A 15703-nucleotide genomic window follows, 5' to 3' on the forward strand; every position below is an offset into this window, starting at 1 on the left:
TTCCTATTGCTGCAGGCGCTCGGGCAAGCCCTGGGCCGGCGGCTCGACGTGGGGAGAGCCCTCGACGACGGCGCCCTTGCCGTCGGTGCCGAGGCGCTGGAGGTAGGCGATCAGCGCGACCATCTTGCGGTCGCGGATGTCGGGAGCGCCCTGGGTGATGAGCCCGTCGGCGATGGTGTCGGCCTGCATGCGCGCGAGGGCCTCTGCCGCGCCGATCTCACCTTCGGTGTAGGGCGCGCCGAAGGTCGCGTGGATCGAGGACTTGGCGCTGGTCAGGCTCAGGTCGAGGGGCGCCTCGGCCAGGTGCGCGTAGCTGGGCATCAGCGAGCGCGGCGAGGTCGAGCGCGGATCGACGAGGTGGTTGTAGTGCCACAGATCCGGGTACTTGCCGCCGACCCGGAGCAGGTCGGGGCCGATGCGACGCGAGCCCCACAAGAAGGGGTGGTCGTAGACGAACTCGCCGGCCTTGGCGTAGTCGCCGTAGCGCAGCGTCTCCTCGCGGAAGGGGCGGACCATCTGCGAGTGGCAGTTGACGCAGCCCTCGGAGATGTAGACGTCGCGACCCTCGAGCTCGAGGGGCGTGTAGGGCCGGACCTTGTCGATGGTCGGCACGTTGGTCTTGATCGCCATGCTGGGGATCAGCTCGAGGATGCCGCCGGCGGCGACGGCCACGGTGGTCAGCAAGGTGAAGGCGAGCGGCTTGCCCTCGAGGCGGCGGTGCCAGCTGCTGCCCTCGGGCTTGCTGAGGTCACGGCGAACCGGGACCTCGACCTCGGTGTCGGTGAGCTCACCGCGGGTCTGGTAGGTCTTGATGAAGTTCCAGATCATCAAGAACACGCCCGTGATGTAGAGGCCACCGCCCACGGCGCGGACGATGTAGGTCGGGCGCAGAGCCGGGACCATCTCGTCCCAGGTGCCGTAGACCAGCTTGCCGTCGGGATCGAACTCCTTCCACATCAGGCCCTCGGTCACGCCGTTGACCCACATGCTGAGCACGTAGGCGGCGATGCCGATCAGCCCGAACCAGAAGTGGGTCGTGGCCAGCTTCTTGCTGTGCAGCTCGGTCTTCCACAGCCGCGGGAGCAGCCAGTAGAGCAGGCCGAAGGTCAAAAAGCCGTTCCAGCCGAGGCCGCCGGCGTGGACGTGGGCGATGGTCCAGTTGGTGAAGTGCGACAGCGAGTTGACGGCCTTGAGCGAGAGCATCGGGCCCTCGAAGGTCGACATGCCGTAGAAGGTGATCGAAGCCACGAAGAACTTGAGCACCGGGTCGCTGCGCAGCTTGTGCCACGCGCCGCGCAGGGTCAGCAGGCCGTTGATCATGCCGCCCCAGCTGGGCGCGAGCAGCATGATCGAGAACACCGTGCCGAGGCTCTGGGCCCAGTCGGGCAGCGCCGAGTTCAGCAGGTGGTGGGGGCCCGCCCAGATGTAGATGAACACCAGGGCCCAAAAGTGGATGATCGACAGGCGGTAGCTGTAGACCGGGCGCTGGGCCGCCTTGGGCACGAAGTAGTACATCAAGCCCAGGTAGGGCGTGGTCAGGAAGAAGGCGACGGCGTTGTGGCCGTACCACCACTGGACCAGGGCGTCCTGGATGCCCGCGTAGGCCGAGTAGCTCTTGAGCGCGGCGACCGGGACGGCGAGGGAGTTGAAGATGTGCAGCACCGCGATCGCGATGATCGAGGCGATGTAGAACCACAGCGCGACGTAGAGGTGCTTCTCGCGGCGCTGCTTGAGGGTCAGGAAGAAGTTGAGGCCGAAGATGACCCAGACCAGCGCGATCGCGATGTCGATCGGCCACTCCAGCTCGGCGTACTCCTTGGAGGTCGTGTAGCCCAGCGGCAAGGTCACCGCTGCCGACGCGATGATCGCCTGCCAGCCCCAGAAGTTGATCTTGGACAGCAGGTCGTTGGCCATGCGCGTCTTGAGCAGACGCTGCGTCGAGTAGTAGATGCCTGCGAACATCCCGTTACCCACGAAGGCGAAGATCACCGCGTTCGTGTGCAGCGGCCGCAGGCGCCCAAAGGCGATCTGGGGGATGAGGTTGAACTTGTGGCTGGCCAGCTCGAGGGCCAACCACAGACCGGCGAGCATGCCGATCAGGCCCCAGATGATGGTCGCGTAGGCGAATTTACGGACGACGGCGTCGTCGTAGCGGATGGTCTCGGTTTGCGGAGTCTCGCTCATGACGGCGTCTCCTCGCGTTTTTTGGGGGTTGGGGTGTGTACCGGGTCGTCGAAGAGGACCCGGAGGGGAGGCGTGTCGAGGTCGTCGAATTGACCGTCGTGTACGGCGAACGCAAAAGCGATCACCGCGGCGATCACGATCAGCCCCGCCAGGGGAAGCAGGAAGTAAATGACGCTCACGTGAGAGCTCCCAGTCCTGGGCGTACCCTGACTGAATCCCGGCTCGCCGATAAGCTGGGGTATCGCGCAAGACGTGCGTGACTAGAGCTGATCGAGGAGCAAAGTCTTCGCAGGATCCTCAAAAGGCTAGAATTTACGCATGGAATGCGTGCTCGAGTGTCACGAGGCGGCACCTTCTGCGTGCTGGGGGGTATTGCCGTCATGGCCATTCGGACGAAATGCTCCGAAAACTGGTCTCCGGGGCTGATCTCCAGGCAAGAGAGGATGGGCCTGCAAAGATTGCGATCACGGTGTGCCCATGGTGCATGTCTTGCGCTGAGCGCAAATCCAGCGAGGTCAGATCATCTCCGGACCACATGCGCATCAGCAAGTACATGACCAGCAAGCTCGTGACAGCCCGGCCCGAAGACGGCTCGCGGACGACCTTCTTCCGCATGCGCGAGCACGACATCCGGCACATCCCCGTGGTCGATGACGAAGACGAGCTCGTGGGCATCGTCAGCGATCGCGATCTGCGGCGGCCGGACTGGGTCGATCAGGCGCCGGATCTGGCTCTGGTCTACCACCTCGACGACGAGATGAAGGTGGGCGACCTGATGACGACCTCGGTGATCACGGTCCACACCTACGACACCCTGCACAAGGCGGTGCAGCTGTTCCTCGAGCACCACTTTGGCTGCCTGCCGGTGCTCGACAAGACCGACGCGCTGGTCGGCATCGTCTCGCCCCTGGACCTCCTGCGCGCCTTCGACGAGCTCGAGGGCAAGGCCCTGCGCGCGCGCAAAGACGAGGACTGAGCCCGCTCAGTCGGCGAGGAAGGCGAGCAGCGCCCGGGTGAAGGCCTCGGGGTGCTCGAGGTGGGCGGCGTGGTCGGCGTTGGGGAGCATCACCCACTGGCGCGCCTCCACCTTCATGCGCGTGAACAGCTTGGCCATCCACAGCTGCTTGGCGTAGGGGTCGTGGACCCCGTGGATCACCAAGGTGGGCGAGGTCAACGCGGCGGGGTCGATGGCGTCGAATTGCTGGAGGCTCCGCCAGTCGGCGCGGACCGGGTCGGCGGCGAGGGCCTGCTCGACGAAGGCGTCGGCGGCCGCCTCGGGCATGGTGCCCGGCGTGATGAAGTCGCTGCGCGCGGCCTCGGCCGTGGTCTTGGCGCGGGCGGGCTCGCCGGACTTGGGCGCCTCGGCCGCGCGCACGTCGGGGTCGCGGGGGTAGCCATAGAGCACCAGCTTGCCCAGGCCCTCGGCGTGGCGCTGGGCGTAGAGGTGGGCCACGAGGGCGCCGTTCGACCAGCCGAGCAGATCCGGGGCCTCGCCCTCGCGCTCGCGGATCACGGCCGTGGCCGCGGCGAGATCCTCGACAGCGCGATCGGGCTCGAGCCAGCCGCTCGCGTCTCGCTTGGTCTGACCGTAGCCGCGCAGATCCAGGCCATAGACGGCGTAGCCGGCCGCGGCGAGGTTGTGGGCCAAGGAGCGCGAGCGGTCGTCGCCCACGCGAAGATCGAAGTCGGGGGCGCTCGACCAGGTCCGCCCGTGGATCAGCAGGATCGCCGGGGGATCGTCGACGCCCTCGGCGGTCAGGCGCCACATGTGCAGGGCGTGGCCATCGTCGGCCGTGACGGCGACGAGCTCGGGCTCGGCGGGGATCCGTGGACCCTCGTCGGCCTGGGCGAGCGGGGCGTCCTCGCTTTGTTGCGTATCTCGCTCGGCGGGCGCCGAGGCGGCTGGGGGGCAGTCGGTGGTCGTGGAGCAGGCCGCCAAGAGCGAGGCGACGAGCAGGACGCATGCGCGCAGCTGCATGGGCCGAGCTTGGCGCGTGTTTGGGGACGAGGGCAAGCCACCGCGCGTCGGCGTCGGGGAGTATCATCGCCGGCGTTCATGGCCGAGCGCTCCGCAGTCCACCGCGCCAGGCGCGGGCGTCCGCTCGCCTGGACTCCTGGGCCGCGGGCGGCTCGGCGGGGAGCTGCGCTGGCGCTGGCGCTGGCGCTCTTGGGCCCGGGCTGTCGCAGCTCCGCCGAGCCTGCGCCAGCCAAGCCGCCCAAGGCGCGCTCTGACGAGGCGCGCGTGGAGATCCTCGATCCGCGCTACGGAGCTTCGCCGGCGCACCCCGAGGCCCTGGCGCCCGGCGATCGCTGGCAGCTCCCCGCGCTCGAGACCGTCGACGGCGTGACGATGGCGCTCGACACCCTGGTCGAGGCCGGCCCGGTGACGCTGGTGTGGGTCGGCGCGGCCGAGCACGCGCAGACCAGCGAGTGGGTGGTGTCCTTGGCCGCTGGTCTGGCGGACTTCGACGCGCGCGGGACCACGCTGGTGTTCGCGCGCTCGCTGCCGAGGGCCTCTGCGCTGCGCTGGGCGGGGGAGCTGCGCCTGCAGGCGCCGGTGCTCGCCGACGAGGCGGGGGCGCTCACCGAGGCGCTGGGCCTGGGCGCGGCGCCAGAGCTGGGCTTCGCCGTGTGGGTGCTCGCCGAGGACCGGACCCTGCGCTACCGCAAGCTCGGCGGGCGACGCCCGGGCCTCGACGAGCTGCTCGCGGTGCTCGACGGGCAGGCCGAGGGCTGGCGCTGCTGCCCCGACACCTGCCCGAAGGCCGCACGGGACGAGCCCTGCACGCAGCGCTGAGCCAAGCTCGGCCGACGCGAGTTCGGCCGCGAGCTCGAGCCTGCTCAGCGCAGCTCGTCGGTGCCGAGGGTCTGACCGCCTTCGCTCGCAGGCGTCCAGCTCGGGGCGCGAATGATCGTGCCCAGCTTGGCCGCGAGGCCGCGCCGCCGCCTGATGTCGGCGATCATGCTGCCCAGGCCGTGAAAGACCACGCGCCCGACTCGAGAGGTGTCGAACTCGCTGAGCACCCCGAACTCGCAGGGGATGTCGTCGCGCTCGGCCTGGAAGGTGCCAAAGATGCGATCCCAGATGATCAGGATCCCGCCGTAGTTCTTGTCGATGTAGGCGGGGTTCTTGGCGTGGTGGACCCGGTGGTGCGAGGGGGTGACGAACACCCACTCGATCGCCGCGGGCAGCCGGCGGACCGTGCTGGTGTGCGTGAAGCACTGGTAGGCCCGGGACAGGGAGGCCTGAAAGAAGACCATGGCCGGCGGAAAGCCGAGCAGGCAGAGCATCGGCCAGGCCAGCCACGCGCCGCTGAGCGGGGCGAGGGGAGAGTTGCGAAAGGCCGTGGTGAAGTTGAACTCCGACGAGGAGTGATGGACCTCGTGATCCGCGGCCCAAAAGAACCGACACCTGTGCTTGAGCACGTGGGTCGCGTACATGACGAAGTCCTCGACGAAGAAGAGCGCCACGAAGGCGCCGAGGCTGTAGCCGAAGTCGAGGAGCCGGTGCTCGTAGCCCCACAGCCCGATGACGATGAACAGGCCGCCGGTCAGCCAGGTCAGGCCCTCGTAGCCGAGCCACAGCACCACGTTGCGCCCGACCTCGCGGCCGCGGTAGGGCCGGTGGAGCCTGCGGGTCAGCCACAGCCACTCGAGCACGATGGCCACGGCGGCGACGGGCAGGAAGTAGTTGAAGACGTCGGGGAGGGCCACGCTTCTGCTTCATATTGGAAATGAAAACTGTTTTCAAGACTTGGGTGAAAGGCCGGCCGTTCGCCCCCGAGAGCCACTCTTCACCTAGTGTCACGCTGTGCCGGGGGGGGGCGAGGTCTGCCCCTACGAAGAAGCTGGGGCGTTCGGACCGCCAGGTTGCTGATATCTCGAATCATGTGACACTCGAGTTGTATATTTGAATGTGCCATTCATGAGGGCTGGCCGTGAGCATGCCATTTGGTGAGTGCTATGGGTGTAGCGATTGGATTGGTCCGGTGGTGGAGCGTGTGAGTGATGGTTGTTGGCTGTGAATCAAAATGTCGTGGTTCTCGGGCCATGCCTTGGTGGGGGTAATTAAAATATCGGCAACTGTCTTGACTGACAGATTGCTGGTGGCAGTCTTTGTTGTATTCTGGCGGCCCTCGCGGAGGGCATTTGCCCGAGGCGGCCGGTGCATGGTGTATTGGCCTCCGGGGGGCGGCCGCCAGAGCGGAGCGTGAGCGATGTCATTCAGCAATCTGATCAGCAACTTGAGCAATGTCCGGGGCATTCACTTCGACGACTCGTCGGGCTTCCTCTACTACAGCAGCGGCGCGAACTTCCTCGCGGGGACGCTGTCGAGGATCTCGGACAAGCCGGCCACGGTGGTCTCCGAGGGGGCAGGATCCTCGTTTTCGGTCGGTACCAGCCGCCAGCTCGACAACATCAACCTCCCCGACATCAAGCGTGACGACGCGCAGACGATTATCTGCGCCGGGAACATCCAGACCCGGATCGTCGAGGTCGCGGCCGCGAGCCTCGATGAGATCTCGACGGACAGCATGGTCGCCCAGGACTGGGCCGCGGCGGGCAGCTCTGTCGAGGATCCGGGGCAGTTCGCGGCGGACAAGTTCTATGTCCTGCGCATTGGGCTCAGCAGCGCGAACGAGTATCACTACACGAAGCTGAGGGTGCACACCCTCAACGGCAGCGTGGTCATCGACTGGAAGAGCTACTTCGTCGATGTCCGCAACCAGGACGTCAGCGCCGGTCTGGCCTGGGGCGGTGACATTCGCGACCTCGTCGTCACCGACTATGGCGCGCGGATCTATCTCTCCATCAATCATGGGTATTACGGCCCGATGATCTGCTACGCGCGGCGGCTCAGCGACGAGCCCTCGCCCGAGTACTCCGGGTTTTTGGTCGAGATCAGCGGCCAGGCCAACCTGACCAACCCGCAGCAGATCGCCTCCGACGGGGGTGACACCGTCTACGCGGTCGACGGGGACAAGCTGTGGCTCTTCTTTGCCGACGGCTCGCCCGGAGGCGCCATCGTCGAGGGGCTCGCGGGGGCCGGCGTGGGTCTGCTCGTGGACGTGGTCGACTCGGTGCTCCAGGCGGTCATCGCCGACGAGCTGGGCAACGTCTATCAGCTCGACATCACCTCCGGGGAGCTCAACTCGAGCCCCGCGCCAAAGTTCAACCTCGGCTTCACGCCTGGCTTCTTGAGCTGGGCCGACGACGAGCGCCAGGCCGTGCTCGTCGCGGATCGCGACAACAAGAAGATCATGCGCTTCGATCTCTCGACCGGCGAGATCAGCGAGGAGCTCGACCTCGCGAGCGTGCTCGAGGCCCCGCTGCCCACGCCCTGGCAGGCCGTGCGCGCCAGTGACAACAAGCTCTTCCTCAGCCTCGACACGCAGATCGCCAGCCTCGAGCGGGTCATCGAGGTCGCCGAGGGTGAGTACGTGCTCGGCATCGGGCTGATCCCCTTTCAGTACATCGACGATGTCGACGGATCCGCGACCACGCCGGCCGGCTACTACTTCTCGGGCCACCCCAACCTCGCCTTTGGCGGGACCTTGAGCCTGATGCTCAACCATGAGCTGGCCTGGAACAACGGGGTCAGCTACTACGCGGTCAAGGTCGAGAACGTGGATCAGATGACCGAGCGGGCGATCCAGGCCGGGTTCGTCGACTTGCTGTGGAACGAGGTCACGAGCTTGTGGGAGCCTCAGAACATCACGCCGATCTCGATCGGCAACTCGACCTACCTGTACCCGGTCCGCGATCCGGAGCAGCTCTGGTACAACCCCTACCTCGCGGCCAAGATCACGACCAACGCCAGCGACACCGGGCTGATGAACGTGGTGGTCGACTTCTATGATAGCGGGCAAAAGGGGGTCAAGGTCGGCGACGACGGGAACTTCGAGCATCTCGTGATGATCGACAACACCCGCTACAAGACCAAGATGCAGCTGCCGCGGATCGGGACGGCCAACACCGCGCCGGCCGCGGGGGTCTACCCGAGCTTGGAGTGCGGCTGCCTGACCTACGCCACCAAGGACGACCTCGTCGAGATCGACTACGGAGCCTGGCACCCGCAGGGCGTGGGTAACTACAGCTTCTACGTGGTGAGCGGCGGCGTGGTGCCCGGGAACCTCTCGGTCAGCGCGGGCGTGACCACCAGCGAGCAGCTGCTGACCAAGTCCACGACCGCGGCCAGCAACCCGATCCGGGTCGGCCACATCATCGGGGACTGCGACATCGCAAACGTGCGCGTCTACGTCGGCGCGCCCTCGCGGGTGACCAACGGCTTCGGCTGGGTCAACTTGTCTTCCGCCTCGTCCCGCTCCTTCACCTTGCTCAAGGGGCCGCTGACGCACACGCCCTGGGTCGGCGAGGACTGATCCTCCACGGGCGCCTCGCTGTCCGCGGGTTCGGGTCTCGGCCCGGATCCGCGGACCTGAAATATCGCTGACATACCCCTCGGGCTCGGGCGCCGTTATCTCAGTGGCCACGCCGGCATGGAACGCAGCCGGCGTCAGGAGCCAACCGAAGATGACTGCTCGCCTCCAGATCCCCTCACTCGCGCGACCACGCGGTCGCGCGGCCATGTTCATCCCACTGCTCGCCGGGCTCGGCCTGGGCCTGCCGAGCGTGGCCATCGCCGGACAAGACGATCTCGAGACCGACGCGCTGCCAGACGCGTGGGGCTCGATGCTCGACGACGTGGCCAGCGATGGCTCGGACTACACCCTCGAGGGCGACTTCGACGGCGACGGCAAGACCGACGTCGCTCGCGTGCGCGGCTTCGCGGGGGAGACGCGCGTCGACGTGTTCCGCTCACAGGGCGACCACTTCGAGGTCGAGAACTGGGGCGAGGTCGGCCTCGGCGGCTTCTGGGCCGGGCAGAAGTACCTGGTCGCCGACTGCAACGGCGACGGCCGCGACGACATCGTGCGCGTGTTCGACGACGGCGGCCTGGCCAGCGTCGACGTGCTGCACTCGACGGCGGGAGCCAGCGAGTACGAGGGCTTCGTCTACAGCCGCTACGCCACCGGGATCTCGGTGTGGAAGACCACCGACGTCTACCTCGGCGGTGACTTCAACGCCGACGGCAAGGACGACGTCGCGCGGGTCTGGCTGGGCGGCAACCAGCTGTCCAACATCAATGTGTTCGAGGCGGGCGACCAGTCCTTCGCGAACGAGTCCTGGGCCACGGACCTCGAGTACATCTACGGGGAGAACCGCTGGAACGCGGGCGACTACGACGGCGACGGAAAGGACGACATCTCGCGGACCACGGCGACGCTCAACGGCGGCTACGACGTCGACATGCTGTGGTCCGATGGCGCGGCCTTCGGCTACGCGAGCTACGCGTCCAACGTCGGGATCGAGAAGAACGACGCGATCGGAAGCGGTGACTTCGACGCCGACGGCCTCGACGACCTGGCGATCCTCGATCCCGATGATCCCTATGTCCTGGTCCTGCTCAACGACGGCGAGACCATGGCCTCGCGCCAGCTCTTCTCGAGCGACTCGCTGTCCAGCGGCGAGGAGCTCGAGCTCGTCGGCGACTACGACGGCGACGGCAAGGCCGAGGTCGCGGTCGCCTACGAGGAGGAGGGGAGCTTCGAGCTCGTGGTCTTCACCCCCGATGGCTCGCCCTACGACGGCGAGCCCGAGCTCGGCAAGCTGGCGATGCGCTGGGCCAGCAGCCAGGGCAGCTTCTGGGACGCGCAGCTCTACTTCGCCGGCGACTTCAACGGCGACGGCTCGCCCGACGTGGCGCGGGTGTACGACGACGGCGGGGCGACGACCGTCGATGTCCACGTCAACACCGGGGACGGCCTGGTCATGGAGCGCTGGGCGACGAAGCTCGGCGGTCACTGGGGCGGCATGGACTTCGTCGTCGGCGACTTCGACGGCGACGGGACCACGGATCTGGTCAAGGCTTGGGACAACAGCGGGCTGACCTCCCTCGACGTCTACCTGTCGAACGGGACCAGCTTGCCGAGCTTTGGCACGTGGGCCGATCGCCAGGGCGGGCACTGGGCCGCGCAGAAGTTCGTGGCCGGCGACTACAATGGCGACGGCCGCGACGACGTGGCCAAGGTCTGGAACTACGGCGACCAGGTCTGGGTCGACGTCTACCTGTCGACCGGCTCGGGCTTCGAGCCCTTCACCACCTGGATCTCGAACGCCGGCGGCGGCTTTAGCGAGGACGACGACTTCCTCGCCGGTGACTTCGACGGCGACGGCGACGACGACATCGCCCGCGTGTTCCAGGAGTCGGTGATCTACTCGCTCCCGGACTGGCTCAGCGGCGGGGATGGGTTCACGGGCTTGGACTTCGAGGTCGAGGTGTCCGACGTGAGCATCGACGTCTACCGCTCGTCGGGCGCGGGCTTTGGGGCCGAGCGCTGGATGACCGCGCAAAAGGGCTTCGAGGGCGAGCTCAACACCGCCGTCGGTGACTTCGACGTCAACGGCCGCGACGACATCATGGTCTACGGCCCGACCGAGGACGCGCGCGCCGGGATGATCCTCTACCGCTCGGGCACGGGCGTCTACGACTGGTTCGAGATGCTCAGCTACCACCGCGACAGCCAGATCGGCTACTCGCCCAGGACCAAGGTGGCCGCCGGCGACTTCGACAGCGACGGCTACGCCGAGCTCGTGACCATCGCCCCGAGCAAGGGCGACGGGCGCACAAACTTCGACGTCTGGGGCGGCCAGACCGACCCCGATCCCACGCTGGTGGGCGTCCCCGGGGACCCGACCCGGTACACGCCGGAGGAGGTCATCGCCAACCTCGCCAGCGAGGGCCTCACCCTCGTGGCCGACACGACCCTCGAGGTCAACGAGTGCACGATCGTCTACCCGCACGCGGACGCGGACGGCTACGACGTCCGCGACCTCGGGATGATGACCTGCGTGCGCCAGGACGGCGACGACGTGAAGGTCGACTTCAACCCGGTCTATGGCGGCTGCGCCTTCGACGGGGACGACCTCGCCTGCAACATCGGCGTCAACGCGACCCAGGTCGACATCCCCGTGCTCGGCCAGACGATCAACATCGTCGGCCCCTCGATCTACACCTGCGGCTCGATCTCCCGGGAGATGGTCTGCGCGGGTGTGCGCAAGGGGATCTGGGAGAGCTCGTTCATGATCACGAGCTCCGGTGACATCAACATCAAGATCGGCATCAACGTCGGCCCCTTCTCTGTGGCTGGGGCCGAGTTCAGCAACGGCGTACTCTCGGGCTACATCGACATCCCGGGCGTGTTCGAGGTCCATCTCGAGATCGACGTGGTGACCTACGCCGTCGAGGTCGCCGACATCGGCGAGGCTGGCTTCACCTACGTGGTCGCCTTTGGCGAGCTGCTGGAGCTGGGCGAGCTGGTCGACTTCCTGGACCAGGGCCTGCTCGACGTCGCGGGCTCCATCCCGAGCCTGGCCGAGGACGGCTACGGCTACGTGAAGGACGCCTGGGACGCGATCACCAGCATCTTCTGAGCGCCCAGCCGAGCGCCCACGGCTCGGGCCGTGAACGCGCGCCCCTCGTCCCTGGTGGACGGGGGGCGCTCGTCTTTGTGGGGCTCAGTCGACCTGGTCGAGGATCTGCGCGCCGATCGCGATCGGCGCGCGCACGCGGCCCGAGCCGTGGGCGCGCTCGATGAAGGCGTCGACGTCGAGCTTGGCGCGCACGAGGTCCTGGCGCACGCGGTGGAGCAAGACGTTGAAGTCGTACTCGTTCTTGAGCGGCTTGTCGGGCCAGATCAGCGCGCACAGCTGCTCGAGCTCGATGAACTCCCCGGGGGCGTGGGGCGAGGGCGGACACAGCAGCGCGCGGAGCAGGGCGAAGCGCAGCGCGGACAGGTAGACGCTGGCGATCTGGGCGCCTCGCTCGATGGTGATCACCCCGCCGCGGCGGTAGGACTCGAGCCGGATCAGCGCGTCCTCAGCGACGCTGAACTGGGTCGTGGCCACGCCCGCCGAGGCCGACGCGGTCACGGCGAGGTCGTGGCCGGCGACGCGTAGGCTGTGCCCGGGTTCGGCGCGCAGGAAGCCCTCGTCGCCGAGGCGGGCGCGCTCGCTGGGCTCGAGCTGGGCTCGGAGGGCGTCGGAGAGCTCGATGATCACCGCGTCCTCGAGCGCGTGGAGCTGGGCGGCCCCGGCTGGCCAGTCGGGGATCACGAAGTGGTCTTCGGCCCCGCCGCCGATCGCGAAGGGGGCGTGACCCAGGCTCAAGCCGGGGCTGCCGTCGACGCTCAGCAGCCAGGGCGGCTCGCTCGCGGGCTCCTCGATCACGCGCAGCGTGGCGAAGGGGCGGCCGCCGATGACGATCACGTCGCCGGAGCCGGCGAGCACGGCCTCCTCGTCGAGCTCGCGCTCGTTGCAGCGCACGGACTGGCGGCCGAGCTTGATGAGCTCGACGCCGTCGACGCGAGTGTTGAGCAGGAGCTGCCGACGACTGACCGTGGAGTCGGTCAAGATGATGTCGCAGGTCGGGTGGCGGCCGAGGGAGGTCGCGCCAGGACGCAGGCTGTACTGCCCGCCGAGCTCGAACTCGAGTCGCCAGCGAGTCACTGAAAACGATCTAGCTCGCGCGCCTTTTTGCCGCAACGGATTCGCGGGGAGAGCACACCACGGGAGGGTCGCTCGGTTAGAATGTTCTGGTGACAGACACGCGATCCGAAGGGATCGGCGCGCTGGATGAGCCGGGTCCATGCGCGACCGACACGGCGGGTGCGCCCGACGAAACGCAGCTCACGGCGACGGGCGACGGCGCGCTCGAGAGCCTCGAGTTTCGAGTCCGCGGCCAGGGCTCGATGCCCGCGTTGCTGGGGCGCTACGAGCTCCGAGACGAGCTTGGCCGGGGTGGGATGGGGGTGGTCTACGCCGCCCATGATCCACAGCTCGACCGTGAGGTCGCGCTCAAGGTGCTCCCCCCCGGTCGGCACAGCCCGCGCGCGCAGGCCCGGCTTCAGCGCGAGGCTCAGACCCTGGCTCGCCTCGCCCACCCGAACGTCGTTGGGATCTACGACGTGGGCACCGAGGGCGAGCTGCTCTATATCGCGATGGAGCGGATCGTGGGCTGCTCGCTGCGGGTGTGGATCGCCGAGCGCGAGCGCGCCTGGCCAGCGCTCCTCGACACCTTCCTCGCTGCCGGGCGCGGCCTGGTCGCGGCGCACGAGGCTGGCCTGGTCCATCGCGACTTCAAGCCCGACAACGTGCTCGTGGACGAGCGCGGCGTGGCGCGGGTCGTGGACTTTGGGCTCGCTCGCCTGGTGGCGGCCGAGCGGGGCGAGGGCGCCGCGTCGATGGGTCCGGAAAGCCCGGACCTGCGGACGCTGACCCAGGGCGGCGAGGTGGCGGGCACGCCGGCCTACATGGCCCCCGAGCAGCGCGTGGGCCTGGTCAGCGACGCGCGGGCGGACCAGTACGCGTTTTGCGTGGCGCTGTGGGAGGCGCTCTTTGGCGTCCGCCCGCCCGGGGACGTCGACCCCGCGACGGGAGGCGGCGTCCCGCGGGTGATCCGCCGCGCCCTCGCCCGTGGGCTGGCGACCGATCCGGCGCGCCGCTGGCCGAGCCTCGCCACGCTGCTCGGGGTGCTGGAAGACGCGCGCCGGCGCCGTGACCCCGGTCGGCTGCGGCGGCGTCGTCAGCTGGCGGTGGGAGCCCTGGCGACCTGCGGGCTCGGCTTGGGCGTCATCCTCGGCGTCCTCGATCACCGCCGCAGCCAGGAGCGCGCCCAGGCGATCGTCGCCTGCGAGCGCGAGGCCGCGGCCTTGGGCTGGACCGAGGCGCAGGCCGAGTCTCTGGTCGCGGCCTTCGTGGCGACCGGGGCCCCGAACGCGGCGCAGACCGCCGAGGCCCTCGCCGCTCGCAACGCCGAGTTCGTCGCGGCCTGGTCCGAGGCGAGGCGCGCGCTGTGCCTGGCGAGGACCGTCGAGCACGACATCGAAGCCAGCCTCGCCCAGCGCCGCCAGCTCTGCCTCGACCAGCGCCGGGCCGCCTTCGAGGCGTTCTTGGCGGTGTTTGGGGATCCGAGCCCGGCGCAGGTCGGCGGGGCCCTCGAGACCGCGATTGGCCCGGACGCGCTCGAGCGCTGCGCCGACGACCAGGCCCTGATGCGCATGCCGGCGCTGCCGGAGGACCCCGAGGTCCGCGGGCAGGTCGCGGACCTGTCGATCGCCTTGCAGCGCGTTCGCGTGGATCACCAGCTCGGCGAGTACACCCGCGGGCTGGCGACCACCAAGACGCTGCTCGCTCGCGTGGAGGCCCTGGACTACGCGCCCCTCGAGGCCCGCGCACGCTACCAGCTGGGCAGCTTTCATCAGCTCCTGGGCGACTTCGAGGCGGCGGTCCGCGAGTGGTCGGAGGCCTTTCGGATCGCCGTGCAGGTCGGCGACGACCGCACGGCAGCGGCGGCCGCGGGCAACCTGGCCTTCATCGAGGGCTATCAGCTCGGTCGCATCGACGCGGGGATCCGCTGGGCCGAGCTCGCCGGAGTCTACTACGAGCGCAGCGGGGGCGACGACCCGCGGGCCGAGGCGCGGCGCCTGGAGATCATGGCGATCATGCTCGCCGAGAGGGGCGCCTACGAGCGGGCGATCGTGATGTACGAGCGGGCGCTCGCGCTGTGGCTCGAGCTCGGCGGTCCCCAGCACCGCATGGTCGCGCAGGTCTCGCTCAACCTCGCCGCCGCGCGCTACGACATCGGGGAGCTCGAGCCGGCCTACACCGGCAGCGTCGAGGCGCTGAAGGTCTTCGAGGCGCTCTACGGTGAGGACAGCCCGAGGACCGCGCGCGTCCAGGCGACGGTGGCGACCTACGCCTTCGCGCTCGGGCGCTACGACGAGGCCGAGCGCGCCCTCGAGGCAGCCATGGCGGTCTGGCGCGAGGCCCACGACGGGGACGCGCACGCGGATCTCGGCGACGGCTACAACACCCTGGCGGACGTGCGCCGGGCGCAAGGGCGCCTCGACGAGGCGGTCGCGGCCTACCGCCACGCGCTCGAGCTGCACGAGCAGGCCCACGACGAGCACGAGGCGACCGCGGACACGATGACCAACCTGGCCGACGCCCTGGTCGAGCGCGGGACCGAGGCCGATCTCGCCGAAGCCGAGCTGCTCTATGGCCGCGCGTTGGGTCGCTACCCCAAGCCCGAGGAAGCACACCCCGATCCCGAAGGACGCGGCCGAGCGCGCTATGGGCTCGCGCGCATCGCCCTAGCCCGAGACAAGCTCGCGGTCGCCGAGCGCGGCTTCGACGAGGCGCTGCTCGAGTTTCGCCGCGGCGACGTGCCCTCGCAGACCTGGATCGCGCGCTGTCAGATCGGCCACGCGCAGGTCGCCAGGGCGCGCGGCCGCGAGGAGTCGGTGCAGGCCCTGCTCGCGCCGATCGTCGACGACGAGGGGATCGCCGCTGCGACGCGAGACGCGGCCCGAGTGCTGCTCGCCGGCGAATGAGCCCGACGCGCCCAGCACGAGAGGCGCAGACGTCGAGGGCCGAGGCCCTGCGACGCTGCGCCCTT

General features: G+C 68.7%; 10 protein-coding genes. 5 read left to right on the forward strand and 5 right to left on the reverse strand.

The features are described from left to right. Positions 1–3: 3 nt before the first annotated feature. Both ccoN and ccoS read right to left on the reverse strand, forming a co-directional pair. Positions 4–2184 carry a cytochrome-c oxidase, cbb3-type subunit I gene (gene ccoN / locus G6O69_RS22370; protein WP_172305540.1) on the reverse strand — a complete coding sequence of 727 codons (2181 nt, stop codon included), beginning with the start codon at positions 2182–2184 and terminating at the stop codon, positions 4–6. After that, positions 2181–2363 carry a cbb3-type cytochrome oxidase assembly protein CcoS gene (gene ccoS / locus G6O69_RS22375; protein ID WP_172305541.1) on the reverse strand — a complete coding sequence of 61 codons (183 nt, stop codon included), beginning with the start codon at positions 2361–2363 and terminating at the stop codon, positions 2181–2183. The genes ccoN and ccoS overlap by 4 nt, the downstream gene beginning before the upstream one ends. A gap of 356 nt (positions 2364–2719) precedes the next feature. Between ccoS and G6O69_RS22380 the strand changes: the two genes are divergently transcribed. Next, on the forward strand, positions 2720–3160 hold the full coding sequence (locus G6O69_RS22380; protein ID WP_172305542.1) for a CBS domain-containing protein: 441 nt from the start codon (positions 2720–2722) through the stop codon (positions 3158–3160). A gap of 6 nt (positions 3161–3166) precedes the next feature. Here G6O69_RS22380 and G6O69_RS22385 read toward each other — a convergent pair whose 3' ends face one another. Next, positions 3167–4162: an alpha/beta hydrolase gene (locus G6O69_RS22385; RefSeq protein ID WP_217909888.1), complete on the reverse strand. Its 996-nt coding sequence runs from the start codon at positions 4160–4162 to the stop codon at positions 3167–3169. Between the two features lie 78 nt (positions 4163–4240). Here G6O69_RS22385 and G6O69_RS22390 point away from each other — a divergent pair, with 78 nt between their 5' ends. Further along, positions 4241–4981, forward strand: a complete 741-nt coding sequence (locus G6O69_RS22390) for a redoxin domain-containing protein (RefSeq protein WP_172305543.1) — start codon at positions 4241–4243, stop codon at positions 4979–4981. Between the two features lie 44 nt (positions 4982–5025). Here the strand turns inward: G6O69_RS22390 and G6O69_RS22395 are convergent, their stop codons facing one another. Further along, complete coding sequence (locus G6O69_RS22395) at positions 5026–5898, reverse strand: sterol desaturase family protein (protein ID WP_172305544.1); 873 nt, start codon at positions 5896–5898, stop codon at positions 5026–5028. Between the two features lie 503 nt (positions 5899–6401). Between G6O69_RS22395 and G6O69_RS22400 the strand changes: the two genes are divergently transcribed. Together G6O69_RS22400 and G6O69_RS22405 are read left to right on the forward strand one after the other, a co-directional pair. Then, on the forward strand, positions 6402–8567 hold the full coding sequence (locus G6O69_RS22400) for a hypothetical protein (RefSeq protein WP_172305545.1): 2166 nt from the start codon (positions 6402–6404) through the stop codon (positions 8565–8567). A 205-nt stretch (positions 8568–8772) separates the two neighbouring features. Beyond that, positions 8773–11679, forward strand: a complete 2907-nt coding sequence (locus G6O69_RS22405) for a VCBS repeat-containing protein (protein WP_172305546.1) — start codon at positions 8773–8775, stop codon at positions 11677–11679. An 84-nt stretch (positions 11680–11763) separates the two neighbouring features. On the opposite strand, the gene G6O69_RS22410 is transcribed toward G6O69_RS22405, so the two are convergent. Beyond that, complete coding sequence (locus G6O69_RS22410) at positions 11764–12753, reverse strand: FHA domain-containing protein (RefSeq protein WP_172305547.1); 990 nt, start codon at positions 12751–12753, stop codon at positions 11764–11766. An 89-nt stretch (positions 12754–12842) separates the two neighbouring features. Here G6O69_RS22410 and G6O69_RS22415 point away from each other — a divergent pair, with 89 nt between their 5' ends. Beyond that, entirely contained in the window at positions 12843–15638 is a 2796-nt protein-coding gene (locus G6O69_RS22415; RefSeq protein ID WP_172305548.1) for a serine/threonine-protein kinase, read from the forward strand. Positions 15639–15703 lie beyond the last annotated feature (65 nt).

The organism is Pseudenhygromyxa sp. WMMC2535 (assembly GCF_011083025.2).

What these genes read in the sequence shown, in the direction of transcription:
- G6O69_RS22385 (WP_217909888.1), bottom strand. Translation starts at nt 4,162, where the DNA reads ATGCAGCTGCGCGCATGCGTCCTGCTCGTCGCCTCGCTCTTGGCGGCC.
- ccoN (WP_172305540.1), bottom strand. Translation starts at nt 2,184, where the DNA reads ATGAGCGAGACTCCGCAAACCGAGACCATCCGCTACGACGACGCCGTC.
- G6O69_RS22390 (WP_172305543.1), top strand. Translation starts at nt 4,241, where the DNA reads ATGGCCGAGCGCTCCGCAGTCCACCGCGCCAGGCGCGGGCGTCCGCTC.
- G6O69_RS22400 (WP_172305545.1), top strand. Translation starts at nt 6,402, where the DNA reads ATGTCATTCAGCAATCTGATCAGCAACTTGAGCAATGTCCGGGGCATT.
- G6O69_RS22380 (WP_172305542.1), top strand. Translation starts at nt 2,720, where the DNA reads ATGCGCATCAGCAAGTACATGACCAGCAAGCTCGTGACAGCCCGGCCC.
- G6O69_RS22405 (WP_172305546.1), top strand. Translation starts at nt 8,773, where the DNA reads ATGTTCATCCCACTGCTCGCCGGGCTCGGCCTGGGCCTGCCGAGCGTG.